Below are 25,406 nucleotides of genomic sequence, written 5' to 3' on the forward strand. Positions count from 1 at the left end.
AATAGCGGCTACTTCAGACCACCACCGACATAGAGGGTTTCGCCGGTCACCCACGCGGCATCCTGCGAAGCGAGGAAGACGGCGACCGGAGCGATATCGGTCGGCTGGCCGAGACGGCCGAGAGGTGTCTGGGAGACGAGATGCTTTTCAAAATCGCTGCCGATGATACCTGCGGCGACGACGCCTTCGGTCTCGACGCCGCCCGGTGCCAGATTGTTGACGCGGATATTGCGTGAACCGAGTTCCTTGGCGAGGATCTTGGTAATGGAATCCACGGCGGCCTTGGTTGCCGTATAGACGGAGGCAGTCGGCAGGTTCATGCTGACGGCATTGGAGCCGATGTTGATCACGCTGCCGCCCTCAGGGCCGAAATGCTTCACCGCCTCCTGCGTGGCCAGCAATGTGCCCAACACATTGATATTGAACTGGCGATGGAATTCCTGCTCAGCGAATTCGTCGATCGGGGCGAATTGATAGACGCCGGCATTATTGACGAGGATATCGACGCGGCCGAAGGCTTGCTTCGCTTCTGCAAAGAGGCGTTTGACATCCTCTGATTTGGAAACGTCGCCGTGGACGGCGAGCGCCTTGCCGCCTTTGGCGGTGATTTCGGCCACTACCCTGTCGGCGCCTTCGCGGCTCGATGCGTAATTGACGACAACGGCCGCGCCCGCTTCGCCCATTGCCTTGGCGATGCCGGCGCCGATGCCCTTGGATGCTCCTGTCACGATCGCGACCTTGCCTGCCAGTTTGCTCATGTCATTTTCCTTCGAAAAACTTAGACAATTTTACAATCATCGAATCATTTGGCGCATGCGACCCGAAAACCGATCGCACCGTCACTTTGATATTTAGATAATCATCTAATTGATACAAGAGCCACGAGAAGAAATGCTGATGGCGTGGAAGGAATTGTCAGATCTTGGAAAGTTCCGCCATATAGGCGTTCAGAGTGTCGCGACGTAACACGAGATTGGCGAATTTACCTTCGCGCTGGATCTCGATGAGGCCGGCATTCTCCAATTCCTTGATATGATGCGACATTGTCGCGGCGCTGACGGCGTGGCACTCGTTCAGGAGGCTGCAGGGCATGGGCTCGCTCCGTGTGCCGATCTCCTTCAAGATTTGCACACGTCGCGGTTCGGCAAGTGCCCGGGAGATCAATCCCATCTGTCTTTCGCTTAAACGTATTGGCCCGGCATCCATGGTGTTCATCGCAAACGAAATCGGGTTGACCGTCTTCGGTCATCCCTATTCTGCCAGATATATGAATGTGCGAGGGCCTTGGCAACCTTTGCGCAGCAGCCGTGATCGGCTCAGGAATCGGCCTGTCGCAGCCTGCTGCTTTTGAGGAGCGGCAAGCGCGGCGTTGGCCAACCAGCGGCGTTGATGCGAAAAAGCAAGCCGTAGCGGGAATAGATGATCGCCGTTACGAAGGAAAACCAGCCGCCGAGCGCCAGACCGGCCACCACGTCACTCGGATAATGGGCGCCGACCATGACACGCGTGATCGCCAGCCATAAGGCGCAGGCGGCGAAGATGTAGCGGTAGCGCGGAAACAGAAAGGCAAGCGCCACGAACAGAGCGCCGATGGTCGTGGCATGGCCGGAGGGGAAACTTTCGAAGCTGGCACGGCCATTGAAGGGCGAAAAGCCGAAGGGTCCCCAATCGGCAAAATGCGTGGGGCGGGCGCGTCCAATGGCGCGCTTCAGCAAATTGGCGAGGATACCGGAAAGCGCCACGGTCGTCAGGAGATAGCCGCCGATCTGGCAGATGCGCAGTGCCTGGCAGCGACAGCGCTGCGAATACAGCAGCCTGCTGCCAGCCCAACCTTCGAAAAACAGAAAGGCACTGATGAGAAGGATCCATCCGGAATCGCCGAAATCCGTCAGCATTCCGCCGACGAAGCGAAGGCAGGGCGACAGGCTTTTAAGGGTGGCGCCGACAGGCCAATCGAACAGGAGAGCCGAGAGAAGGACGATATTGGCGGTCAGAAAAAGGCATATTTTCCAATGGGATGGTGCAAAAGCAGCATCACTTCGCCGCCAACGCCTATCGAGAGACGTCAAGATCGCCTGCATAATCAGTGCCTATGTCGATTTCCAATCGGTCCGACTGATAGCAGGTTGTTGTTACAGTTTTTTAGAAAATCAGAACGGAGCATCGCGGCGATCTCAAGCTGAGAAACGCCTATCCCGTTCACAAGAAAAACCCGTTCCTCGCGGAACGGGGCTTCGTGTTTCACGTGAAATATACCAGGCGATCTACCTGGCTTACGCCGAAAGGGCCCTGAATTCGGCGAGGATGGCGTCGCCCATTTCTGTCGTGCCGACCTGGCGGCTGCCAGGCGACATGATGTCGCCGGTGCGGATGCCGCTGTCGAGGACGTTGGCGATCGCCTTTTCCAGCGCATCGGCCTCAGTGACCAGGCCGAAGGAATAGCGCAGGCACATGGCGAAGGAGGCGATCATGGCGATCGGGTTGGCAATGCCCTTGCCGGCGATATCGGGCGCGGAGCCGTGTACTGGCTCGTAGAGCGCCTTACGCTTACCGGTCTTGGCATCGGGGGCGCCGAGCGAAGCCGACGGCAGCATGCCGAGCGAGCCGGTTAGCATGGCGGCGACGTCGGACAGCATGTCGCCGAACAGGTTGTCCGTCACGATGACGTCGAACTGCTTTGGCTGGCGCACGAGCTGCATGCCGCCGGCATCCGCGAGCATATGCTCGAGCTGCACGTCGGCATATTTTTCCTTATGCGTCGCTGTGACGACCTGGTTCCAGAGCACGCCAGACTTCATGACATTGCGTTTTTCCATCGAGCAGACGCGGTTGTTGCGGGTACGCGCCAGTTCGAAGGCAACGCCGGCAATACGCTCGATCTCGTAGGTGTCGTAGACCTGGGTGTCGATGCCGCGCTTCTGGCCGTTGCCGAGGTCGATGATCTCCTTCGGCTCGCCGAAATAGACGCCGCCCGTGAGCTCGCGCACGATCAGGATGTCGAGACCCTCGACCAGTTCCGGCTTCAGCGACGAGGCCGACGCCAGCGCCGGGTAGCAGATGGCTGGGCGCAGGTTGGCGAAGAGCTGCAGATCCTTGCGCAGGCGCAGCAGGCCGGCTTCCGGGCGCACTTCATAGGGAACGCTATCCCACTTCGGGCCGCCTACGGCGCCGAAGAGCACGGCGTCGGCGGCAAGCGCTTTCTGCATGTCCTCTTCGGAGATGGCGGCGCCATGCGCATCATAGGCGCTGCCGCCGACAAGACCTTCATCCGTAACGAAGCCGGCATTCTTCGCCTCGTTCATATAGGCAATGATTTTGCGAACTTCGCCCATGGCCTCGGGGCCGATGCCGTCGCCCGGCAGGAGGAAAAGATTGCGAACTGTCATGGGAAAGCCTCCGCGAAAGAAAAAGTTGCGGGGTTTTTAGACCTGCAAATGCGGCTTTTCAAGCGAGGAAGGGGTCGAAACGGTACGGTTTTCGGGCTTTTGAGACCAGTCACCCGCCCTTGGACCACGAGGGCGGGTGGCTTGCGTTGCTTATCCTTACTCAGCCAGCCCGAGCGAGGCGAGGTAGGCGGCCGATGCCGGGATCTTCGACTTGTCCTTGATTTCGATGATCAGGCGCGGATTGCTGTTAAGCTTGGCAATAGCGGCAAAGACGGCGCGCCAGTGGATGTTGCCTTCGCCGAGGCTCCAGTGGCGATCGGCATAGCCATCCGCATCCTGCAGGTGGACATGTTGCAGGCGATTGCCGGCGGCGTGGACGTAGTAGTCGACCGGCGGAGCGCCGGTATAGCCGTGGGCGTAATGGGCATGACCGGTGTCGATGGAAACGGCGACGGCGGGCGAATTGAAGCTGTCGGCGAGGCCGACGCGGATATGGGGATCCTTGTCCTCGATGTTCTCGATGACCATGGTGAGCCCGATGTCTTCGGCGCGCTTGACGGCCTCTTTCAGCGTCAGATGCGTATATTCGATGATCTTCTCGCGCTCGCCCTTATTGTTGTCGAGGTTGTTGTAGGACCACGACGTATAGGGGCTATGGATGACCATTTGCGTGGCGCCGATATTGGCACAGACGTCGAGTGCCTGCAGCAGGCGCTTTGTGACGACGCCGCGGACGTCCGGGTCCTGTGAGGCGATGACAAAGCCCCAGAACGGGCCGTGGATGCCGAGGCGGCCCTGATGGCCGTCAAGCAGCTTGCGGGCGCGTTCGGCCAGCGGAGCCCAGTCGCCGTTGAGGATTTCGGCTTCAACGAAGCTCTGCAGCTCCAGGTCACGCGGCTTTTCGAGCAACCAGTTACGATGGATTTCGACGTCGTCGAGCGTCATGGCGGCGCCAACAATGGGAAGGGAGGTCATGGAGAGGCTCCATTGCGTGGAGAAGATTTAAGCGGGAGAAGAGGCCCGAAGGTCTCGGCACGCCTGTATGAACCCCCTTCTTGTCGATCATATTACAACGGTTGGGAAAGATGGTGTCCCGTTTCCGGGATTTGCGTTTTCCGCTCCCTGAGGTGCCGCAGCCGCGGATAGTTCCCTCTCTCTGCAGGCGGCGGGCGTTTTGGCATGAAAAAAGCCGGGCGCAAGGCCCGGCTTCGAAACGCGAAATAGTGATGAAACCGATCAGGCGGCCCAAGGGCGCGATGCGGCGTTCGACTTTTCGAAATTGTCGATCGCGGAGGATTTTTCCAGCGTCAGGCCGATATCATCAAGGCCGTTCAGCAGGCAGTGACGCTTGAATTCGTCGAGTTCGAACTTCAGCGAGCCGCCGTCCGGGCCGGTGATTTCGAGGTTTTCGAGGTCGATCGTCAGAATGGCGTTGGAGCCGCGCGAAGCGTCGTCCATCAGCTTGTCGAGATCTTCCTGGCTGACCTTGATCGGCAGGATGCCGTTCTTGAAGCAGTTGTTGTAGAAGATGTCGGCGAAGCTGGTCGAGATGACGCAGCGGATGCCGAAATCGAGCAGTGCCCAGGGCGCATGCTCGCGCGAGGAGCCGCAGCCGAAATTGTCGCCGGCAACGAGAATCTTGGCGTTCTGATAGGCCGGCTTGTTCAGCACGAAATCCGGGTTCGGAGAACCGTCTTCATTGTAGCGGGCTTCAGCGAAAAGGCCCTTGCCAAGACCCGTGCGCTTGATGGTCTTCAGATAATCCTTCGGGATGATCATGTCGGTATCGACATTGACGACCGGGAGGGGTGCTGCGACACCGGTCAACTTCACGAACTTGTCCATGGGGTCCTGCCTTCATTCTCGTCTAAGCACGAATTATCCTGCCAATAGAGCAAATCCGGCCCGAAATGAAGGAGAATCTTGGAAATGCTCTAAAAGGCGGCGCTTTGGGCGCTTTGCCCTTCAGCACGTGGCCTGAATTGGACACATGATCAAGGGATTCGGCAATAGGCCGCCCTGCCCTGTTTCAATCTCAGAGATCGATGATGGTGCCGCGACCGTCGTTCCAGATGCGCATTTCGCGCTCGCCGTTCGTCTTCGCCTTGGCGCGCACCGGTGCCGGCTTCATGCGCAGCGAAATCGCGCGGGCCGCCATTAGTACGGTCAGTATAGCACCGACAGCAAGCGTGACCGAAACGGTAAGCAGCGCCATGGCTGCAAACACGGTGATACCGGCAAGCGCGATGAACAGGGAACGGATATTCTGCATGGTCGAGACCTCTCTACACCAAGCAATGTGGTCTTCATCTCTGCCATCTGCAAGAGGAGCATGGCTTTTTGTTGACTTGCTTGTCGATTAAAAGCGCGGCAAAACGGCACAATGAGCCAGTCCGAGAGCCAAACCTCCCCTTCCCGCCCTGCCCGTCTGCGCCGCTCCGTCTTGAGCGTTCCCGCCATCAACCGCCGTGCCCTGGACAAGCTTTCGAGCCTGGATTGCGATGCCGTCATCTTCGATCTCGAGGATTCCGTTTCGCCGGAGAAAAAGGCCGAGGCGCGGGAAAATCTGCGGGCCTTCTTTGCCGCCTCCCCGCTTCCCGGCAAGGAGCGGATCATCCGCATCAATGCGCTTTCCTCGAACTTCGGTGCCGAGGATATGGCGCTGGTCGTGGAGCTGGAGCCGGATGCGGTGCTGCTGCCGAAGGTGGATGAGCCGCAGGATGTGACTGGTGTCAGTGACCGGCTTGCGGAAGCCGATGCGCCGGAAGACTTGCGCATCTGGGCGATGATCGAGACGCCGCGCGGCATCCTGAATGCGGCCGCGATCGCCGAGGCTGGCCGCACGGCCGGCAGCCGGCTCGATTGTTTCGTCGTCGGCCTTAACGATCTCAGGAAGGAAACGGGCGTCCTGCCGCAGCCCGGCCGTCCCTATCTCGTGCCCTGGCTGATGCAGGTGATATTGGCCGTCAGCGCTTACGGCCTCGAGGCCATCGACAGCGTCTTCAACGATTTCAAGGATACTGAAGAATTCGCGGCAGAATGCGGCCAGGGGGTTGCCATGGGCTTTGCCGGCAAGATGCTGATCCATCCGAGCCAGATCGAAGCCGCCAACTGGCATTTTGGCCCTGACAAGGCCGCTGTTGCCGAGGCGGAATCCATCATCGCCGCCTTCGCCGCACCGGATGCCGCCACCCTCAATGTCGTGAACCTCGGCGGGCGGATGGTGGAGCGGCTGCATCTTGTCCAGGCAGAGAGACTCGTCCATAAAGCTCGCCTGATCGAGCAGCGCTCTTCGGGCGCCGCCGGAACGCCCCGTAGCGATGTCTGATTGCTAAATACAAGAAAGATGCCTTGATGAAACTCTACCGCTTTCTCACCGGCCCCGATGACGCATCCTTTTGCCACAAGGTAAGCGCGGCGCTGAACAAGGGCTGGGAGTTATACGGCTCGCCGACCTATGGCTTCAATTCAGCAAGCGGGCGGATGGAATGCGGTCAGGCTGTCGTCAAGGACGTGGCCGGCAAGGATTACGATCCGGATATGAAGCTTTCCGAGCAGTAAGCACCGGCTGAAATTCTCATTCTTCCCGATCGTCTTGCGGCCGGGACCGATATCATCGATCCGTCGCTTCCTCGGCGCTCGCCTCGATGCGCTCCATGTCCTCGTCGCTCAGGCCGAAATGGTGGCCGATCTCATGGATCAGGACATGGGTGATGATGTCGCCGAGGGTTTCTTCGTTCTCAGCCCAGTAATCGATGATCGGCCGGCGATAGAGACGGATCTTGTTGGGCATGTCCCCCGTCTGGGCGGTGAAGCGCTCCGAGATGCCGCGGCCTTCGAAGAGACCGAGCAGGTCGAAGGGCGTTTCCAGCGCCATGTCCTCAAATACCTCGTCATCCGGGAAATCTTCGATGAGGATGACGAGATCACCGGTGAGCGAACGGAATTCGTCTGGCAGGTGGCTGTAAGCCTCCATTGCCAGGGATTCGAATGTACTGATGGAGGGCGAGTGGCGATCCCGCCAATCTTCGCTCTGGTCGACGCGAGCCATGAATATTCCTTCCTTGGCTGGTCATATAGAGACTTTGCGCCGCTTTTACGAGTGTAGATTGCGGCAGAGGAATATTTTCTCATGAAATGGTGTTGACTCTTTTCGCAAGCTCTGGAATCCATAAGAACATAACAGGAACATTATCGATCTGGAGTGAACGTCATGGCCGAGGCTGCCGTGGCGCGGGAAACGCTTTTTGCCCTGCGTGAAACCATTGCCCGACTGGAAGGCAGGCCGATCCCGGCACTGGCGGCCGCGGCGCATGAGACGCTGGCAGACAAGCCGGCGAGGCAGGCGGCTGGTATTGCGAAGTCCCTTCCGGAGCAAACTGGGTTCCTTCCGATCGGTGTCGGCGAGCTCGATACGGCGCTGCAAGGCGGCCTGCCGCTCGATGCGCTGACGGAAATCCGTTCGCTTGGCCTGCGCGATGCCGGGGCCGCAAGCGGTTTTGCCCTGGCGCTTGCCGCGCGGCTGCATGCGCAAGCGTCGGATACGGTCGCGGCCAAGTCTCCGGTTCTGTGGATCGGCGATACGGTCGCGACGATGGAGGCGGGTCTGCCCTATGCCATCGGCATCAGCGATTTCGGGCTGGAGCCTCAGGCTTTTCTGCAGGCGTCGCCCCGCAAGCTGGACGATGCGCTCTGGGTGGCGGAGGCGGCGCTTGGCAGTGCTGCCTTTGCCGCCATCATACTGGAAGTACGCGGCAATCCCGCCCGTTTCGGCCTGACCGAAAGCCGGCGGTTGGCGCTGAGGGCCAAGGCGGCGGGGCGGCCCTTATTTCTGTTGCGACAGGGAGGCGAGGAGGAAGCAAGCAGCGCCCTCTTCCGCTTTTCCGTCGAACCCGCGCCTGCGCAGGCGCGGTCCCTGCCGGATGGATCGGTGCTTGGCGGCAGCATCGGTCACCCGGCCTTTCGTCTGACCTTGGAAAAGAGCCGAAACCCGGCGCCTCTTTCCATAACCTTGGAGTGGAATGCCCATGACCGCCGCTTTGCCCCTGTCTCCGATGTTCAGCACCCTGCCTTTCCCGGCGAACACGCAGCGCATTCTGGCGCTGACCTTTCCGCATCTGCCGACCGACCGGATAGCACGCAAGCGCTGGGGTCTGTCCTGGCGTTCGACAGGCAGGCTTGAAGCGCCGCCGCTCGCCTGTGCCGGCAAGCTCAACAATGCCATGCGGCTGACCGCCCTCAACGAGCGCGCGGAGATGATCGGCCTGAAGCAGGGACAGGGCGTGGCCGAGGCAAAGGCGATCTGTCCCGAGCTCGATGTCATTGAGGAGGACCCAGCAGCGGATCGCAAGCTTCTGGAAGCGATCGCCGACTGGTGCGACCGCTATACGCCATTGGTGGCGATCGACGGCAAGGACGGTCTGTTTCTCGATATTACCGGCTGCGCTCATCTCTTCGGCGGCGAGGAGGCGTTGCTTGAGGACATCCTGATCCGGATTTCCCGGTTGGGCTTCGATGTGCGCGGCGCCATTTCCTCCGCACCCGGCCTCTCCTGGGCCGTTGCCCGCTTTGACGAGAGCCGTATCGTTCCGCCGGAGGCCATGGAAGAGGCATTGGCATCGCTGCCGGTCGCATGTCTTCGGCTTGGCGAGGAGACTATTGCAGCCTTGCAGAAGATGGGCCTGAAGCAGGTGGGCGATCTTCTGGCCGCACCACGAGCGCCGCTTGCCCGCCGGTTCGGCGCGCAGCTGCTGCTGCGGCTCGATCAGGCCGTCGGTCTGGTCGAAGAGCCGATCTCGCCGCGCCGCCCGGTCGCGCAATTGTCGGCCGAGCGCCGGCTGGCCGAGCCGGTGCAGGCCGAAGAGGATATTCTTCAGCTTGCCCGCCAGCTTGCCGAAAGCCTGAAGCCGGGGCTGGAAGCCCGCGGCATCGGCGGTCGCTCCTTCGAGCTCCTGCTCTTCCGTGTGGATGGCGCGGTCTTCCGTATCGCGGCCGGCGCATCGCAGCCGTTGCGTGAGCCGAGCCGGATCGCCAGCCTATTCACTGAGCGCTTCGGCGCCATTCATGACGATCTCGATGTCGGCTATGGTTTCGAAATCATCCGCCTGAATGTGCTTCAGCATGCGCCCTTCGATGCCATGCAAGGCGATTTTGTCGGAGGAGATCGTCAGGAAGGCTCGCTTGCCGCCTTTGTGGATCGCGTGGCCGCCCGGCTGGGGCCGGACTGCCTGCAAGGGTTCGAGCTGCGGCAGAGCCATATCCCCGAACGAGCTGTGCGGCCGCTGCCGGCGATGACCATCCTTAGCTCGAAGCCGCGCACAGGTCAGGAGGATGCTGGCCATGGCTTCTTCCGCGGCGAGCGGCCGCTGCGGCTGTTTCGCATGCCGGAACTGGTCGAAACCATTGCTGCCGAAGTGCCCGATGGCCCGCCCCGGCAATTTCGCTGGCGGCGGGTCATGCATCGGGTCAGCCGGGCCGAAGGGCCGGAGCGGCTTTCGGCGGAATGGTGGCTCGAGGAAAGGCAAGAACCTGACCGCGATTACTTCCAGGTCGAAGATGAGGAAGGCCATCGTTTCTGGTTGTTCCGAAAGGGGCTCTATGGCCGAGGCGCCACGACGCCTGACTGGTACATGCATGGAGTCTTCGCATGAACGCGCGTCCGAGTTTCCACGAACCCGTGCCCTTCTTTGAGATCGGGGTGAGAACGAATTTCTCCTTTCTCGAAGGTGCCTCGCATCCAGAGGAAATCGCGGCGCAGGCCGCCATCCTGAAACTGTCGGGATTTGGAATTGCCGACCGCAATTCGGTTGCCGGCGTCGTTAAGGCGCATGCGCATACCAAGATTCTCTGGGAAAAATACAAGGAGGGCATTGAGAAGAATCTAACGCTTCGAGCGAAGGGCGAGCCAGAAAAGCCGCTTCTGAAGCCGGTCCCTTTCCAGCCGGGCGCGCGCCTGGTGTTTTCGGACGGCACGCCTGACATTCTTGCCTATCCGGAAAACCGTAAGGGCTGGGCGCATCTCTGCCGGCTGTTGAGTGCTGGCAATCTCAGAGCCGAGAAGGGTTCCTGCCAGCTCGAAGAGGCCGATCTGACGGAATGGGGCGACGAGATGATGCTGGCGCTTATTCCCGATGCTGAAAGTGTCGAGACGCAAGAAGGGCAGGAAAAGCTGGAGCAATGCCTGAAGCGGTTATGGATGCGATTCGGCCGGAAGTTCCACATGGTCCTGTCGCCGGCCTATGACGGGCGGGACCGCATGGTCTTCGCCACGCTTTCCATCCTGGCGCAGCGCAATGGCGTGCGGTTGATCGCCAGCAATCAGCCGCTCTATCATTCGACTGAGCGCAAGCCGCTTGCCGATATCGTCGTTTCGATCCGCGAGCATGTGCCGATCGCCGAAGCCGGCTTCAGGCTGGCGGCGAATGCCGAGCGCTATATGAAGGATGCTGCCGAGATGGCGCGCCTCTTCAGGGATTATCCGAAGGCCATCGCCAATACGCAGAAGTTTTTTAGCCGGCTTTCTTTTTCGCTGGACGAGCTGAAACATAATTATCCCGACGAAAGCGTTCCTGGAGAGACCGTTGCGGAAACGCTGAGGAGACTGACCTGGGAGGGGGCCAGATGGCGCTTTCCTGAAGGGATCCCGTCAAAGGTCTCGATGCAGATCGAGCACGAGCTCAAGCTCATCAGGGAGCGGAAATATGAGCCATATTTCCTGACGGTGCACCGCATCATGGAGTTTGCTCGCAGTGCGAATATCCTATGCCAGGGACGCGGATCGGCAGCCAATTCGACCGTCTGTTATTGCCTCAGGATTACTGAGGTCAATCCTGAAATAACAAGCTTGCTTTTCGAGCGTTTCATCTCGACGGAACGCGAGGAGCCACCTGACATCGATGTCGATTTCGAGCACGAGAAGCGTGAAGAGGTTATCCAGTTCATCTACAGGCATTACAAAAAGGAGCATGCCGGGCTGACGGCGGCGGTCACCAGTTATCGCGCACGTTCGGCCGGCCGCGAAGTGGCGAAAGCCTTCGGCCTGTCGGAAGATGTGCAATCGGCTCTTGCGAGCGGCGTCTGGGGCTGGTCGACGGAAGAACTTTCCGAGCGCGAGGCGAAGATTGCCGGCCTCGATCTCAAGGACAAGACGACACGGAACGTCCTTTCCTATGCCTCGACGCTGATGGGATTTCCGCGGCACCTGACCCAGCATGTCGGCGGCTTCGTCATCACGCGGGATCGGCTGGATGAGGTCGTGCCGATCATGCATACGGCGATGGACGATCGCTATATGATTGAGTGGAATAAGGATGATCTCGACAATCTCAATATATTGAAGATCGACGTGCTGGCGCTCGGTATGCTGACCTGCCTTGCCAAGGCCTTCGACCTACTGCTGTTGCATTACGACGTGAAGAAGGCGCTCGCCGACCTTGGGAGCAAGGAATATCCTGATGGCGTGCCGGTCTATGATATGATCTGTCGCGCCGATACGATCGGCGTCTTTCAGATCGAAAGCCGGGCGCAGATGAGCATGCTGCCGCGTCTTCGGCCCCGTAAATTCTATGATCTGGTCATCGAGGTAGCGATCGTCCGTCCCGGCCCCATTCAAGGAGACATGGTTCATCCTTACCTCAAGCGGCGGGATGACGATCTTCACAAGCGGCCGATCGAATATCATCGTCCGGAGTTGAAGGCTGTTCTGGAGCGAACTTTGGGGGTTCCGCTGTTTCAGGAACAGGCGATGCAGATCGCCATCACTGCAGCCGGATTTTCGCCTGCCAAAGCCGATCGGCTGCGCCGATCCATGGCGACGTTCAAGCGAACGGGGAGGGTCGATGAATTCAAGACGGATCTGGTTTCGGGCATGGTCGCGAAAGGCTATCCTCAGGACTTTGCCGAACGCTGTTTCAGCCAGATCGAAGGTTTCGGCGAGTATGGTTTTCCCGAAAGCCATGCGGCCTCCTTCGCTCTGCTCGTCTACGCCTCCTCCTGGCTCAAGGCCTATTATCCGGATGTCTTCTGTGCGGCCATCCTCAATGCCCAGCCGATGGGCTTCTATGCCCCGGCGCAGCTGGTGCGTGACGCACGCGAGCATGGCGTCGAGGTGCGGCCGGTGGATATCAATCGTTCCAGCTGGGATTGCCTGCTCGAGCGGGGACGCTTCGATAAGGATGCGGTCGAGCCGCGCCACGCGTCGATGCGCGGTATTATCAAGACGCAATGTGCCGTCCGTCTCGGCTTCCGGCAGGTCAAGGGTTTGTCCGAAGACGAGATGAAGCAGCTCGTCGAGCGTCGTGGCGATGGTTATCGGTCCGTGCGTGACCTCTGGCTTCGCTCCGGTCTTGCCAAGGCGCAGATCGAACGCCTGGCGGATGCGGATGCGTTCGGCTCCATCGGCTTGAGCCGACGGGAAGCGCTATGGGCCGTGCGGGCGCTCGATGCCAGCAGCGCTGCCGAAAAGCTTCCCCTCTTCGATCTCGGCGATCATGCGGAGCTGCAGGTCGAGCCGGTGGTTGCGCTGCCGGAAATGCTGCCCGGCGAGCAGGTCATCGAAGATTATCGCTATCTGTCGCTATCGCTGAAAGCACATCCGGTTTCCTTCCTACGCGCCGATTTCGCGCGGCAAGGCATCGTGCAAAGCCGGGATCTGCCAAAGGTGGCGAATGGGCGGATGGTGACGATCGCCGGCCTGGTGCTGGTGCGCCAGCGGCCGGGTTCGGCCAAGGGGGTGATCTTCATGACCTTGGAGGATGAAACCGGCGTCGCCAATGCGATCGTCTGGCCGAAGAAGTTTGAGAAATACCGCGCCATCGTCATGGGGGCGCGGCTGGTGAAGATCCGTGGCCGGCTGCAGAGCGAGAGCGGCGTCATCCACGTGGTGGTCGATCATATCGAGGATATGACGCCGGCACTTGGTATTTTGCAGCGCGAGGCGCGGCGTTTTGGCGTCAGCGATCGAGCGGATGAGGCGCTGCGGCCGACCATGGATGTCAGACAGAAGGAGAAGTCCCCTCTGCCGCGTGGAGCCGCTGCAGGGGCAGCGGCGGAAGGCCGCAGCAATGGTGCCGAAACGGCCAGAGTCATGCCGCGAGGCCGCAATTTTCACTGAAATTCCGGCCTCCGCATCCCCGGCGGAGGCCAATGACCTCATGGGCGGACCAGATTCGAATCGTTTCTTTCTTGACAAAGAGCGTCTTCTTTAGCAGATAACAAGACAGCAGGTGTCATGTTTGACGGGCTGAGCGAAGAATGCTGGTTTGCAGTTGTAATTACATCACCGACAAGGAAATCCGGGACGTTATCAACGAACTCCTTGATCAGGACTGTTGGCAGCTCATCGTTCCCGCCAAGGTTTATCACGCCATGGAAAAGCGCGGCCGTTGCTGCGGCTGCTTCCCGAATGTCGTTGATATCATTATACAGACAACCCAAGATTATCATGCCCGCCGCCACTCGACGGAAGCGGAAATATTTGATTTCATGTCCCGCCTGAAAAAATTCCATGAAGACAACAGGAGAGCGGACATTGAAAGGCGACAAAAAAGTCATCGAGCGGCTTAACGAGGCGCTGTTCCTCGAGCTTGGCGCAGTCAACCAATATTGGGTTCACTACAGACTTCTCGAAGACTGGGGCTACACCAAGCTTGCCAAGAAGGAGCGCGCAGAATCCATCGAGGAAATGCAGCACGCCGATCGCCTCGTTGCCCGCATCATCTTCCTTGAAGGCCATCCCAACCTGCAGACGTTGGCGCCGCTGCGCATCGGCCAGAACGTCAAGGAAGTGCTGGAAGCCGATCTCGCCGGCGAATACGATGCCCGCACCGCCTACAAGAAATCCCGCGATATCTGTCACGATGCCGGCGATTATGTCTCCATGAAGCTGTTCGAAGAGCTCTTGGCGGACGAGGAAGGCCATATCGACTTCCTCGAAACCCAGCTCGAACTGCTCGGAAAAATCGGCGAAGCCAAATATGGCCAGCTCAACGCTGACTCCGCCGATTCCGCAGAATAATCGATGCCAGAGCGGTTCAGCTTTTCACGGAAACTCTGAACCACTCTATCTTTTTGTTTTCCGGCAATTCCGAACGGAAAATCGCTACGCACTTTTCCTGGAATTGCTTCAGAATCCGGCCGCGCTGCGGCCGGTTTTTTCGTTCAGTCTTCAGCCTTTAGGCCGGCCAGATGGCTGAACTCCGAAACCACCTGCTCGTAGACCGATCGCTTGAAGGCAACGATCAGACCGGGAAGCTCGGCCATCGGCTTCCACTCCCAAGCATCGAATTCCGGTTCATGACCGCCCGGCGGCGGATTGATGGCGATCTCGCTCTCGTCACCGTCGAAGCGGAAGGCGAACCAGCGCTGCGTCTGGCCGCGGTATTTTCCCCTGAGGCCGATGCCGATCAGCTGCGGCGGCAGATCGTAATTGATCCAATCCTTCGCTTCCGCGAGCAAGGTCACGGCTTTCATGCCCGTTTCCTCATAAAGCTCGCGATAGGCGGCCTTCAGCGGATCTTCGCCCTCATCTATGCCGCCCTGCGGCATCTGCCAAAGCTGCGGTGAGCCGTCATACTCGGAATTGCCGTCCGGAATGCGGCGGCCGGCCCAGACCAAGCCCTCCCGATTCAGGATCATGATGCCGACACAAGGGCGGTAGGGCAGGTCTTCGGCTCTTACGGGCGCGTGGGGCGTGCTCATTTCTCTCTCCAGGGATCAGCCCGGCGAACCGGGCCAGGGGTCAGGGATGTTTCGGGTCGTCGGCAAGCGCCGAGACGGCGACGATTTCAATGCCGCGCATGGCGGCCTCCTCACTCCATTTGCTGATGGCATCGACGCTTTCGTCGAACGCCGAGGCCACGCCGATCGCGGAACCGTTGCGGCGGGCGATGCGCTCGAGCTCATCGAGTTTCCTGAGGATCGCGTCCTGCTGCAGTTCTCCGTCGAGCTGGATATCGGCGAAAGCATGCGGCACTTCCAGTGTCTTGGCGAGCATTCCGGATTTGGATTGCGCCGAAGAGCCATCATCCAGGAATAGCAGGCCGCGCTTTCCAATATCGCGCAGCACAGGTTCCATGGCACTGGGATTGGCGAGGAAGCGGCCGCCAAGATAGTTCATGACACCGGTATAATTGGTGATCTTGCCCATCGCCTTGTGCAGGTTATCGATGTTCCTTGCAGCCGAAAACGAGGTTAGTAGCGTATCCGGGCCGGGATTGTTGCTGGGATAGTCGAAGGGCTCGAACGGCACCTGGATGAGGATCTCATGGCCGCCGCGCCGCGCCTCCTGCATCCAGCGCTGCAGGCTGTTGCCGCTGACGGCAAAAGCAAGCGTGATTTCTTCCGGCAGCTTCTCGATGGCGCGCTGGGTGCCAGTCTGACTCAATCCAAGGCCGCTGACGACGATAGCGACGCGGGTACCGCGCGCGCCGGACCAGGGCCGCGCATATTGATCCATCGGTCGCAGGCCGCTCGGCGATGTGATCGGCAGCTTGCCGAAGGGAGAGTCTTCCAGCAGGCTGTCATTTGGCGTTGCCGCCATGCGCGGGTCCTGGCCCACCTGATTGGCGTTGATCAGGACCGGGCCGCTGCCATCACGGTTGTTCGGGCTGAACATGGTGACGACCGACCCATCGCCGGTAACGATGCGTGTGGTATTGGCGCCGGATTGCGGATCGACCTGGGCTAGTCCGGTCTGTCCGGTTTGCCCGGCCGTAGTCGGCTTGGCTTCGGCTGGAGGAGCCGGATCTTCCTTCTTTGCCGTCTCGACCGGCCGGGTCTTTTGCAGCTGATCGCGCAAAAGCGCCGAATAGAGAGAAAAGCCGGCGATCGCGATCAGGCAGAAGCCGCCGAGAATGCGTCCAAAGGGGATGGAGCGCCGCTGGCGGCCGGGGCCGCGGTTCTGTCCCAACGGTGCATGCAAATCCGTTCCCAAGTTCCAATCCACCCCAAGCGGAAAACTCTATCGGCCTCGAGCATATCGCTCACGGAGAAGCGGAAAAATGCCCGCGGCACTCAAAGCGCTAAAACATGAACAAAATTGTTTCTGAGAGACGTCGGATTCATACGGAATTGAGGCCGGCGGAGACGACCGGAACGCTACACTTCGTCCCGCTCCCTCATCGTGAAAGCGCCGGGTCTGTTTCCAGCCCGGCGCCAGTCCTTACTTTGAGGAAACCGCCTTTTCGGGGTTCGGCGGGAAGGCCGGATCGGTCTTCGCGCCACGCAGCAGGTCGAGTGCGTAGTTGAGCTGGATATCGTCCTTCGGGTCCGGCGGCACGTAGGCCGAAGAACCGGAGCCCTTGTCGGTCTCGCTCTGGCCCTTGATGTGGCCCGGCAGGCTGGATTCGCCTTCCGTCGTCAGCTTGCCCTTCAAATCGTCGGGCAGCGGCTGGTCGACCTTGACATCGGGCGTGATGCCCGTGCCCTGGATCGAACGGCCCGACGGCGTGTAATAGAGTGCCGTCGTCAGACGCAGGGCGCCATTGCCATCACCGAGCGGAATGATCGTCTGGACGGAGCCCTTGCCGAAAGACTGGGTGCCGAGCACCGTGGCGCGACGCAGATCCTGCAGGGCACCGGCGACGATTTCCGAAGCCGAGGCCGAGCCGCCATTGATGAGCACGATGATCGGCTTGCCGTCGGTCAGATCGCCTGGGGTGGCGTTGAAGCGGCGGGTCTCGTCCGGATTGCGGCCTCGGGTCGAAACGATCTCGCCGCGCTCCAGCACGTCGTCGGCAACGTTGATCGCCTGGTCGAGCAGGCCGCCCGGGTTGAGGCGCAGGTCGAGGACGTAGCCCTTCAGCTTGTCGGCCGGGATATCCTTCTTGATCTTAGCGATCGCGGCTTCGAGATCCGGCGTGGTCTTTTCGGTGAAGGAGATGATGCGGATATAACCGACATCGCCACCTTCCTCGCGCGACTTGACGGCGGCAACGGCGATGACATCACGGATGACGGTGAGCTCGATCGGCTTGTCGACGCCCTTGCGCATCAGGGTAAGCTTAATCGGCGTCTTGACCGGGCCGCGCATCTTCTCGACGGCATCTTCCAGCTTCAGGCCGCGGACGGACTGGCCGTCGATGGCGGTGATATAGTCGCCGGCAAGGACACCGGCCTTGGCAGCCGGCGTATCGTCGATCGGGGTGATGACCTTGACGAGATCGTTGTCCATCGTCACTTCGATGCCGAGGCCGCCGAACTCACCCTTGGTCTGGGTGCGCATATCTTCCGCATCCTTGGCGTTCATGTAGCTCGAATGCGGGTCCAGCGACGATAACATGCCGTTGATGGCGGCTTCGACGAGCTTGTCTTCCTGGGGAGGGGTCACATACTGCGCGCGGACGCGCTCAAAGACATCGCCGAAAATCGACAACTCCTTATAGGTGGAAGTGCCAGCGGCTTCCGCCGGCGCTACCGCCGAGTAGATAACGCCCATCGCGGTCGCACCCATCAATGCGCCGACGAGAACAAGAGAAGCCCTACGTATCATTGCGTGCCTTTCCAGTGTCTTTGGAGGTCCACCAGGGCCGAGAATCGACTGGTTTTCCATCTTTTCGGAATTCAATGTAAAGCGTTGGCCGATCCGTTTCCAGCGCCAATGCGGTCGCGCTCGCGACTCTTTTCTGGCCCATCGTGGCAAGCGGTTCGCCAGCGAAGACGAATCTGCCAGGGCGCGTCTTGATCGCGTCCATGCCCGACAGCACCATGTGATAGCCGTCGCCCGTATCCAGGATGATCATCTGTCCGTAGCTGCGAAACGCGCCGGCGTAGACGACCGTGCCGTCGGCGGGAGCCGTGACCAGTGCTTCCGGGCCGGTCGCGACGGTCAGTCCCATCGCGGTGTGGCCGGTGCCATCGTCGTCGCCGAACTGGCGGAGAATATCGCCCGCCACGGGCAGCTCCAACTTTTTCTTCAGGTCTGAAAATGGATATGCGGGCGTAATGCGGTTTTTATCGGGCACGCCATTCTCGGCAAGGGCTTTCGCCTGCTCGCGCTGCTGTTCGGTCATCTGCGCGCGGCGCGCTTCTTCCGCGCGGGCAGCAGCGGCAGCGTCCCGCACTGAGCCGATCTGACTTTCCAGCGAGGCGACGAGCCCTTCCAGGCTGGTTGCCTGACCGGCCAGCTCCTCCGCGCGCTTGCGCTCCGCCTCAAGCTGAGTGGCGTTTTCCTTGCTGTGCTTGTCATTTTCCGCAATCAGCAGATCCATGCGCCGCTCCTCCTCCAGACTGTTGGTCATGGTGGTGGTGAAGCTCGCCTTTTCGGCGGCGGTATCGGCTTGCAACTTGCTGAGATCGGTCAGATCGGCGATGAGCTTGTCCGTCTCCTTGCGCATTCCGGGCACGACGGCGCCAAGAAGAATGGCGCTGCGCACCGAGGCGAGCGCATCGTCCGGCGTGACCAGCAAAGCGGGTGGCGGATTGCGTCCCATGCGCTCCAGGGCGCCGAGAACCTCGGCTAGCAGCGCGCGGCGTTGGTGCAGCGAGGCACGGATCTTGTCTTGCCTGACGGCTAGGTTCGTCAGCGTCTTCTCGCTTTGCTGGATCTTGCGGTCCAAATCCTTGCGGCGGGCGGCACTGTCGATCAGCGCCTGGCGTAGGCTTTCGGTGCTCTTGTCGAGAGAGGCGATGCTGTCTTCCAGTTCCTTCGTCTTGCCGGACGAAAGGCTGATCGTCTTTGAAAGCGCATCGAGCTGCGCGCGGGTCTCATCGCGCTTGCGCGCAAGGTCTGCCGCCGGGTCAGGGGTTTCCTGTCCAGGTGCCGATGCCGTCGCGGAAGGGCGATCGTCAGGCGCTTGCGGCGCGATGGCATCCGCTTCCTGCGCGACGGCGACGTCCTCCCGAGAGAAAGGGCCTGCCATATAGGCGCCCACGCCGAGCATTGCCGCCAAAGCTGGCAGCACGATACGCGAGAGCATGGGCGGGGCTTTTCTCATCCAGTCGGTTCAGCCTGGTCCCTTCGGATCGCGCGAAAATCAGCTGATTTGCCGCAATCATCCAGGAAGCATCGTCATTTTCAGGGCGGGAATCAAAACACGCCTGTGTGAGCGTTTCGTTAACGCAAAAACGGGGAAAGCCAAACTGTTTTCAAAACGGATGGAGCAATCACACCCGGTGGTAGGGGTGTCCGGAGAGGATGGTCACGGCTCGGTAGAGCTGTTCGGCAATCAGGATGCGCACGAGCTGGTGCGGCCAGGTCAGCTTTCCCAGGCAAATGGTCATGTCGGCCTTGTCGTAGAGGGCGGGGTCGAGGCCATCGGCGCCGCCGATGGCAATCGTCAGGTCGCGCTTGCCCTGATCGCGGTATGTTCCGAGCATGGCGGCGAAGGCTTCACTGTCGAGCGCCTTACCGCGTTCATCGAGAAGAATGAGGACACCGCCTTCAGGGTGCGCCTTTTGCAAGAGGCCCGCTTCTTCACGCTTGCGGGTCTCGCTGTTGGAGGCGCGGCTTTCGGCAACCTCGGTCATGCGCGCCATTTCCAGGCCGATGGCCGGCCCGGCCTTGGCGAAACGGTCAAGATAGCGAGCCGCAAGATCCTTTTCCGGGCCGGCTTTCAGCCGTCCCACCGCAAAAAGACCTATCCGCATCCCCGCTCCCACGCATATCCGCCGTCATGGCGGCACAAAACGAAACTCTTGCCGAGAGTTCATCTCCGGCGATGTAAACCTGCACACGGGGGGCCGGAAAGGCGCCCTTGGATCCTTGCGCATTCCGGGCGGAAAACCGCTGCGCAGTTTTCCTGGAAATGCGGTCGCTCCGCTAGTGCAGCGTGCCTTCGTCGAGATCGGGTGCTGCCCACATCTTTTCGATGTTGTAGAACTCGCGAATCTCAGGTCTGAAGACGTGAACGATGATGTCGCCGGTGTCGATCAACACCCAGTCGCCGCCATCGAGACCCTCGACGCGGGCATTGCCGAAGCCCTCGTCCTTGAGATCGGTCATGAGATGGTCGGCAATCGCCAGGACATGGCGGTTCGATCGGCCGGAGACGACGACCATGTAGTCTCCAAGCGCAGACTTGCCAGCAATGTCGATGGTGACGATATTTTCGGCCTTGGAATCCTCGAGGCTTGCGAGGACGGCTTGCAGGGCGCGGGCAGCGGCATCGGCGCCACGTTCCGAGCTCTTCGGGATAACGACAGGCGTTCTTCCCTTGGCGTGTACTGTTGTCAGTGCTCTTCCTTCCTTGAGTAACAGAACATGCACGTGAGTGATCTGAGTCGATCACGTTATAAAGATAGGCATCAAAGCATTAAGGTTTCAAGACGCAGGTGGCCATCTTGAGGCGTTGAAGACAAGGATTTGTGTCCGAATAGGGCGCTTTCGCACCAGATATGGGCGAATATTCGTGCCGAAGACGAAAATCAGCCCTCCTGGCGCACTCCATCGACAAGAATAAGGTTGCGGCTGAGTGCCTGATCGCGGACTTCGAGGGCATGCGCATATTCCGGCGAGCGATACCAAGCTCTTGCTCGTTCCAAATCCGGAAACTCGACGATCACGATCGCCTGCGGCGACCAGTCGCCTTCCAGCTTTTCGATCGGGCCGCCGCGGACGAGATAATGCCCTCCATAGTGGGCGATCGAGGCGGCTGCGCGGGTCCGGTAGGTCTGGAAGGCCTCGGCATCGCTCATCGTGACATCGGAGATGATATAAGCCGGCATTGTTTTTCCCATCCGTGCGGCGACAAAGAACTCGCGCCACTCCTGTTTGGAAGGGCGCCATTGTATTGGAAATCAGATAGGCGGTTACCGTCCCCCGTCCATTCTCCCGGCATGTACAGGCGCGCGAAAGCCGCCTATAAACCATTGAGACCAGACCGTTACAGGTGCCATGACCGACGCTCCGCAGCCATCGTTGAAGCCCATTCTCCGTATCAGCTTTTCCGGGCAGGATCGGCTTGGGCGCGGCAAGATGGAGCTTCTCGAGCATATTCAGGAGACCGGCTCGATCTCGGCCGCCGGCCGTGCCATGGATATGTCCTATCGCCGCGCCTGGCTGCTCATCAGCGAACTCAATCACATGTTCCGCGAGCCTGTCGTCGAATCGCAGCGCGGCGGCCAGAAGGGCGGCGGCGCCGCCCTGACGCCATTCGGCGAGGAGTTGCTGCGGCGGTTCCGCGGCATGGAAACGACGCTGCGCGCGGCAATAGCCGATGACCTGAACTGGCTCGAAGCCAATCGCAGCTCCGCGAATGCTTCCGTGAAAAAATCCTGACTAATGTTCGAGCGCCACGGTCTTGATGACCGCATGGACCGGCAGGCCGATCCGTAATCCCAGCCGGTCGACTGAGAATTGGGTGATGCGGGCAGTGACGATGTCGCCGCCGCAATCGACCCTGACCTCAGCCGTTCCGTCGGCGGCCGTGCCAATTCCCTGCACTTCGCCGTCGAGGATATTGAGGGCGCTAAGACCCTCGGGCCGCGTCGTTGCCAGTATGACGTCACGGGCGGGAATATGGACACGAACGGTCTTGCCGACCGTCGCCGTCTGACCCGGTACAAAGAGTTTTGCCGTCTTCAGAGCAATGACTGTCAGATGATGGCGATCGTCCATCGATTCCACGCGGCCTTCCAGCAATACGCCGGCTTCGCGGCGGTCGGCCGCCAGCGGGCCGGACAACTGGCTGAAGATGTCGACGGCGGCCCCGATCGTCTCGATCTTGCCATCACGCATGACGATGACGCGGTTGGCGAGCCGCGCCACTTCGGCAATCGAGTGGCTGACATAGATGATCGGAATTTTCATCTCGTCGCGCAGCCGTTCGAGATAGGGCAGGATTTCCGCCTTGCGGGCCTCGTCGAGCGCGGCAAGCGGCTCGTCCATCAATAGGAGCTGCGGCGAAGAGAGCAGGGCGCGGCCGATCGCGACCCGCTGCTTCTCGCCGCCGGAAAGTTTTGCCGGCCGGCGATCGAGCAGGCCGCCGATGCCGAGAAGATCAATGACGCTGTCGAAGTTTTCGCTACGTTCGTATCCGGGTGCGAACCAGCGGCCATAATTGAGGTTCTGCCGCACAGATAGATGCGGAAACAGGCGCGCCTCCTGAAAGACATAGCCGAAGCGGCGGCGGTGACGCGGCACGAAGATCTGCCTGTCGGTGTCGGCAAGCACGGTATCATCGAGGCTGACGCGGCCGTGATCGGGCCGGGTCAAGCCGGCAATGATGCGGACGATCGACGTCTTGCCGGAGCCGGAGCGCCCGAAAAGGGCCGTCACGCCGCCATCGGACGTGAATGCAGCCTCCAGGGAAAAGGCGCCGAGGCGGTGGCGAATATCGACCAAGAGCGTCATTCAAAATCTACCCTACGGCCTGCGAGATAGGCGAGGAATTCCGAGGCGAGCAGCGCCGCCATGGAAATGACGATGGCGACGATGGTCAGCCGCATGGCGCCGGCATCGCCGCCTGGAACCTGCGTGAAGGTGTAGATCGCCGAAGACAGCGTCTGGGTCTCGCCGGGAATGTTGGAGACGAAGGTGATGGTGGCGCCGAATTCGCCCATGGCCTTGGCGAAGGAGAGGATCATGCCGGCGATGATCCCGGGCAGGATCAAGGGCAGCGTGATCGTCAGAAAGGTCCAGATGGGGCTGGCGCCCAGCGTGCCGGCGGCTTCCTCCAGCTTGCGGTCGACGGCTTCGATCGACAGGCGGATGCTTCTGACCATCAACGGGAAACCCATGACGCCGCAGGCAAGTGCTGCCCCAGTCCAGCGGAAGGAGAAGACGAGGCCGAGATATTGATCAAGTAAAGATCCGATCGGGCCCTTTCGGCCGAAGAGGATCAGGAGGATGAAGCCGGTGACGACGGGCGGCAGGATCAGCGGCAGATGGATGACGCCATTGAGGACCGATTTACCCCAGAACCGGCCGCGTGCGAGCAGGAGGGCAGCGACAATGCCGAAGGGTAGGCTGACCAGCATGGCGACAATGGAGACGCGCAGGCTCAGCTCTATTGCAGTCCATTCGTCGCTGCTCAGACCCAACGCTTCCAAATATCCGCCCCTTAAAACATCTCAGGCTCGCCACGAGGCAGCGAGCCTGAGGGCTTGAACTTTTCATACCTGACTTGCGGTGATGACGCTCACTGCTTCAGGATCGTGAAGCCCTCATGCTCGAAGAACGGAACAGCCTTAGCCGATTTCAGAAAGTCGAAATAGGCTTGTACGTCCGGGTTCTTGCTGCTGCTGGTGATGGCGATCGGGTAGACGATCGGCGGGTGGCTGTCTGCCGGAAAGGTGCCGACGACCGCAACGCCAGGATCGGCCGAGACATCGGTCTGATAGACGATGCCGTAAGGCGCTTCGCCGCGCGAAACGAGCGCGAGGGCTGCGCGAACGCTTTCAGCGCCAGCGACCTTCTTTTCGACTGAAGCCCAGACGCCGAGCTTTTCGAGCGCCGTCTTGCCGTATTTGCCTGCTGGTACCGATTCCGGCTGGCCGATCGCCAGCCGGCCGTCGCCAAGCAGGTTAGCAAGATCGAAGTCCTGCTTGATCTCGACCGGCTTCGCCTTGTTCTTGGCGGCGACGAGAACGAGCTTGTTACCCAGCAGGTTGACGCGACTATCGTCCTTGATCAGCTTCTTGCCGGCGACATAATCCATCCAGTTCGTGTCAGCGGAGATGAAAACATCGGCCGGCGCGCCGTTTTCAAGCTGCTTTGCAAGCGGTCCGCTCGCCGCGTAGGAGACAGTGACCTCCTTGCCGGTTTCCTTGGTGAAGGCGGCATCGGCGTTGTCGAGCGCGTTCTTCATGCTGGCGGCGGCAAAGACGACGATCTTGTCGGCGGCGAGTGCCGGTGCCGGAATGACCGAAAGGCCGAGCCATGCGGCTGATACCGCGGCGGTTGCGAGCTTGATCCATTGGCGTCGGCTGGTGGTCATCCTAATTCTCCCAAAGATGTCGACATATTTTGAGAGATATAACGACATGCGAGGCTTGACTAGGGATGTATTTGCAAAAATACATCGCGATATGATCGCGTAAACCTACGAATTTTATGGATTTTCCGCGACGAAGTGCATACGAACGATTTTGGGCATTACAAAAATGCATGACTGAATTTGCCCAGTCGATTGGCGAACGCTCACGAAGTACGACGTAACGTTACGAACCGTGGAATCTTGCGCCATTCTTTCGCCGAATTAAGTCCGATACTGAAAATCAAATGGCGAGAACTTCGCAAAAGAAGCGTTTTTTGGGCAGAAAATTTTCATAGTCATGCATCATATGCATTGCTGCATTGCGCAATGGCCCATTTATCAATCGGTAAAATCTGGTAAAACATAATCATCGAAACGGCGATCTCCTCCTCCCAATGCCGTTCGATATGGATCAGCAACTCTCCTCCTCCCAGTTGCTGATCAGGTTCAAAAGCCCGACGCACCTCCTCCCGCGTCGGGCTTTTTATTTTTCAGGCTTCCCAAAAAATTGGCGGAATTATTGAGCGGCGCGCAAGGCGGTCGAGCTCAGTGCCGAACGCGGTCCATGGATAAAGGTCCAAGCCGGCGCACGCTTCTTCCAGAGTACGCGTGCGTCATCTTCATCCACGCGCGCGTAGTGGAAGGTCTTGGCCATCTTGGCCGAGAGATAGGAGAGCGTCGATCCCGGCCGGTCGATGACAGCGATCGGAAAGGTTTGCGCGATTTCCTGCCATTTCTGCCAGCGATGGAACGTGTTCAGGCTGTCGGCGCCCATGATCCAGATGAAGTGGACATGACGGTTGCGCGCCTTCACATGCGCCAGCGTATTGGCCGTGTAGCTCATGCCCAGCGTCTGCTCGAAAGCTGTCACCTTGATGCGCGGATTGTGGAGGATCTGCTCGCTGAGCGCGATGCGTTCGGCAAGCGGCGCCAGATGATTGCGGCTCTTCAGCGGGTTGCCCGGCGTTACCATCCACCAGAGCTGATCGAGGCCAAGCCGGCGGATGGCGATCTCGGCAACCAGTGCATGCCCTTCATGCGGCGGGTTGAAGGACCCGCCGAAAAGACCGACCACCATGCCGCGCTCGGCATGGGGCATGCGCAGATA

27 protein-coding genes and 1 pseudogene are annotated in these 25,406 nt (G+C 60.0%); 8 read left to right on the forward strand and 20 right to left on the reverse strand.

What is annotated here, in order from left to right:
• Nucleotides 1-8 precede the first annotated feature (8 nt).
• From AC13QY_RS29790 to AC13QY_RS29820, 7 genes are all read right to left on the reverse strand, one after another.
• Complete coding sequence (locus AC13QY_RS29790) at nucleotides 9-758, reverse strand: glucose 1-dehydrogenase (protein WP_113333452.1); 750 nt, start codon at nucleotides 756-758, stop codon at nucleotides 9-11.
• 157 nt (nucleotides 759-915) lie between these two features.
• Nucleotides 916-1,215 carry an ArsR/SmtB family transcription factor gene (locus AC13QY_RS29795; protein WP_488494377.1) on the reverse strand — a complete coding sequence of 100 codons (300 nt, stop codon included), beginning with the start codon at nucleotides 1,213-1,215 and terminating at the stop codon, nucleotides 916-918.
• Nucleotides 1,216-1,316: 101 nt separating this feature from the next.
• The gene (gene lpxE / locus AC13QY_RS29800) at nucleotides 1,317-2,081 is read right to left on the reverse strand and encodes a lipid A 1-phosphatase LpxE (protein ID WP_113501461.1); all 765 of its coding nucleotides are present in this window, start codon (nucleotides 2,079-2,081) and stop codon (nucleotides 1,317-1,319) included.
• A gap of 192 nt (nucleotides 2,082-2,273) precedes the next feature.
• Nucleotides 2,274-3,386 carry a 3-isopropylmalate dehydrogenase gene (gene leuB / locus AC13QY_RS29805; RefSeq protein ID WP_113352832.1) on the reverse strand — a complete coding sequence of 371 codons (1,113 nt, stop codon included), beginning with the start codon at nucleotides 3,384-3,386 and terminating at the stop codon, nucleotides 2,274-2,276.
• A 156-nt stretch (nucleotides 3,387-3,542) separates the two neighbouring features.
• A complete protein-coding gene (locus AC13QY_RS29810; protein ID WP_069613881.1) occupies nucleotides 3,543-4,361 on the reverse strand; it encodes a sugar phosphate isomerase/epimerase family protein in 819 nt (272 codons plus the stop codon).
• Nucleotides 4,362-4,622: 261 nt separating this feature from the next.
• Nucleotides 4,623-5,231, reverse strand: a complete 609-nt coding sequence (leuD, locus tag AC13QY_RS29815; RefSeq protein ID WP_113333457.1) for a 3-isopropylmalate dehydratase small subunit — start codon at nucleotides 5,229-5,231, stop codon at nucleotides 4,623-4,625.
• Nucleotides 5,232-5,421: 190 nt separating this feature from the next.
• The gene (locus tag AC13QY_RS29820) at nucleotides 5,422-5,658 is read right to left on the reverse strand and encodes a hypothetical protein (RefSeq protein ID WP_113389677.1); all 237 of its coding nucleotides are present in this window, start codon (nucleotides 5,656-5,658) and stop codon (nucleotides 5,422-5,424) included.
• Nucleotides 5,659-5,769: 111 nt separating this feature from the next.
• Here AC13QY_RS29820 and AC13QY_RS29825 point away from each other — a divergent pair, with 111 nt between their 5' ends.
• Nucleotides 5,770-6,714: an HpcH/HpaI aldolase/citrate lyase family protein gene (locus AC13QY_RS29825; RefSeq protein WP_113389678.1), complete on the forward strand. Its 945-nt coding sequence runs from the start codon at nucleotides 5,770-5,772 to the stop codon at nucleotides 6,712-6,714.
• 26 nt (nucleotides 6,715-6,740) lie between these two features.
• Entirely contained in the window at nucleotides 6,741-6,947 is a 207-nt protein-coding gene (locus tag AC13QY_RS29830) for a DUF1737 domain-containing protein (RefSeq protein WP_069611395.1), read from the forward strand.
• Between the two features lie 52 nt (nucleotides 6,948-6,999).
• Here AC13QY_RS29830 and AC13QY_RS29835 read toward each other — a convergent pair whose 3' ends face one another.
• Entirely contained in the window at nucleotides 7,000-7,437 is a 438-nt protein-coding gene (locus AC13QY_RS29835) for a metallopeptidase family protein (RefSeq protein WP_069611396.1), read from the reverse strand.
• Between the two features lie 162 nt (nucleotides 7,438-7,599).
• Between AC13QY_RS29835 and AC13QY_RS29840 the strand changes: the two genes are divergently transcribed.
• From AC13QY_RS29840 to AC13QY_RS29850, 3 genes are read left to right on the forward strand one after another with little or no spacing between them, the layout of a single operon-like run.
• On the forward strand, nucleotides 7,600-8,568 hold the full coding sequence (locus tag AC13QY_RS29840; RefSeq protein ID WP_488494378.1) for an ImuA family protein: 969 nt from the start codon (nucleotides 7,600-7,602) through the stop codon (nucleotides 8,566-8,568).
• A 40-nt stretch (nucleotides 8,569-8,608) separates the two neighbouring features.
• Nucleotides 8,609-10,036: a Y-family DNA polymerase gene (locus AC13QY_RS29845; protein ID WP_488494379.1), complete on the forward strand. Its 1,428-nt coding sequence runs from the start codon at nucleotides 8,609-8,611 to the stop codon at nucleotides 10,034-10,036.
• On the forward strand, nucleotides 10,033-13,497 hold the full coding sequence (locus AC13QY_RS29850) for an error-prone DNA polymerase (RefSeq protein WP_113389679.1): 3,465 nt from the start codon (nucleotides 10,033-10,035) through the stop codon (nucleotides 13,495-13,497). The genes AC13QY_RS29845 and AC13QY_RS29850 overlap by 4 nt, the downstream gene beginning before the upstream one ends.
• Before the next feature lie 38 nt (nucleotides 13,498-13,535).
• Here the strand turns inward: AC13QY_RS29850 and AC13QY_RS29855 are convergent, their stop codons facing one another.
• Nucleotides 13,536-13,790 carry a hypothetical protein gene (locus tag AC13QY_RS29855; RefSeq protein WP_371865536.1) on the reverse strand — a complete coding sequence of 85 codons (255 nt, stop codon included), beginning with the start codon at nucleotides 13,788-13,790 and terminating at the stop codon, nucleotides 13,536-13,538.
• Between AC13QY_RS29855 and AC13QY_RS29860 the strand changes: the two genes are divergently transcribed.
• Nucleotides 13,677-13,949 (forward strand): (2Fe-2S)-binding protein, encoded by a 273-nt coding sequence (locus AC13QY_RS29860; protein ID WP_244575290.1) that lies wholly within the window; start codon nucleotides 13,677-13,679, stop codon nucleotides 13,947-13,949. The genes AC13QY_RS29855 and AC13QY_RS29860 overlap by 114 nt on opposite strands.
• Nucleotides 13,915-14,400 (forward strand): bacterioferritin, encoded by a 486-nt coding sequence (gene bfr, locus AC13QY_RS29865; RefSeq protein ID WP_069611399.1) that lies wholly within the window; start codon nucleotides 13,915-13,917, stop codon nucleotides 14,398-14,400. Before AC13QY_RS29860 ends, bfr begins: the two co-directional genes overlap by 35 nt.
• Nucleotides 14,401-14,543: 143 nt before the next feature.
• Here bfr and AC13QY_RS29870 read toward each other — a convergent pair whose 3' ends face one another.
• The 7 genes and pseudogenes from AC13QY_RS29870 to AC13QY_RS29900 form a co-directional block, all read right to left on the reverse strand.
• On the reverse strand, nucleotides 14,544-15,083 hold the full coding sequence (locus tag AC13QY_RS29870; protein WP_113352827.1) for an RNA pyrophosphohydrolase: 540 nt from the start codon (nucleotides 15,081-15,083) through the stop codon (nucleotides 14,544-14,546).
• Between the two features lie 40 nt (nucleotides 15,084-15,123).
• A complete protein-coding gene (locus AC13QY_RS29875; protein WP_113501465.1) occupies nucleotides 15,124-16,317 on the reverse strand; it encodes a divergent polysaccharide deacetylase family protein in 1,194 nt (397 codons plus the stop codon).
• A 228-nt stretch (nucleotides 16,318-16,545) separates the two neighbouring features.
• A complete protein-coding gene (locus AC13QY_RS29880; RefSeq protein ID WP_113333468.1) occupies nucleotides 16,546-17,874 on the reverse strand; it encodes a S41 family peptidase in 1,329 nt (442 codons plus the stop codon).
• Nucleotides 17,864-19,300 (reverse strand): murein hydrolase activator EnvC family protein, encoded by a 1,437-nt coding sequence (locus AC13QY_RS29885; RefSeq protein WP_285204870.1) that lies wholly within the window; start codon nucleotides 19,298-19,300, stop codon nucleotides 17,864-17,866. Before AC13QY_RS29885 ends, AC13QY_RS29880 begins: the two co-directional genes overlap by 11 nt.
• A gap of 187 nt (nucleotides 19,301-19,487) precedes the next feature.
• The gene (gene rlmH, locus AC13QY_RS29890; RefSeq protein WP_047634055.1) at nucleotides 19,488-19,970 is read right to left on the reverse strand and encodes a 23S rRNA (pseudouridine(1915)-N(3))-methyltransferase RlmH; all 483 of its coding nucleotides are present in this window, start codon (nucleotides 19,968-19,970) and stop codon (nucleotides 19,488-19,490) included.
• Between the two features lie 172 nt (nucleotides 19,971-20,142).
• A pseudogene (gene rsfS, locus AC13QY_RS29895) lies at nucleotides 20,143-20,585 on the reverse strand (ribosome silencing factor).
• Nucleotides 20,586-20,747: 162 nt separating this feature from the next.
• Entirely contained in the window at nucleotides 20,748-21,047 is a 300-nt protein-coding gene (locus AC13QY_RS29900; protein WP_113501466.1) for a DUF1330 domain-containing protein, read from the reverse strand.
• A 169-nt stretch (nucleotides 21,048-21,216) separates the two neighbouring features.
• On the opposite strand from AC13QY_RS29900, the gene AC13QY_RS29905 reads away from it, so the two are divergent.
• Nucleotides 21,217-21,600: a winged helix-turn-helix domain-containing protein gene (locus AC13QY_RS29905; RefSeq protein WP_113232773.1), complete on the forward strand. Its 384-nt coding sequence runs from the start codon at nucleotides 21,217-21,219 to the stop codon at nucleotides 21,598-21,600.
• Here AC13QY_RS29905 and modC read toward each other — a convergent pair whose 3' ends face one another.
• The 4 genes from modC to AC13QY_RS29925 form a co-directional block, all read right to left on the reverse strand.
• A complete protein-coding gene (modC, locus tag AC13QY_RS29910) occupies nucleotides 21,601-22,674 on the reverse strand; it encodes a molybdenum ABC transporter ATP-binding protein (protein ID WP_113501467.1) in 1,074 nt (357 codons plus the stop codon).
• Nucleotides 22,671-23,372, reverse strand: a complete 702-nt coding sequence (gene modB / locus AC13QY_RS29915) for a molybdate ABC transporter permease subunit (RefSeq protein ID WP_113395784.1) — start codon at nucleotides 23,370-23,372, stop codon at nucleotides 22,671-22,673. The genes modC and modB overlap by 4 nt, the downstream gene beginning before the upstream one ends.
• An 89-nt stretch (nucleotides 23,373-23,461) precedes the next feature.
• A complete protein-coding gene (gene modA, locus AC13QY_RS29920) occupies nucleotides 23,462-24,259 on the reverse strand; it encodes a molybdate ABC transporter substrate-binding protein (protein WP_113501468.1) in 798 nt (265 codons plus the stop codon).
• Between the two features lie 556 nt (nucleotides 24,260-24,815).
• Entirely contained in the window at nucleotides 24,816-25,397 is a 582-nt protein-coding gene (locus AC13QY_RS29925) for a nicotinate-nucleotide adenylyltransferase (RefSeq protein WP_285175705.1), read from the reverse strand.
• Nucleotides 25,398-25,406 lie beyond the last annotated feature (9 nt).

The organism is Martinezella sp. CNPSo 3795 (assembly GCF_057784475.1).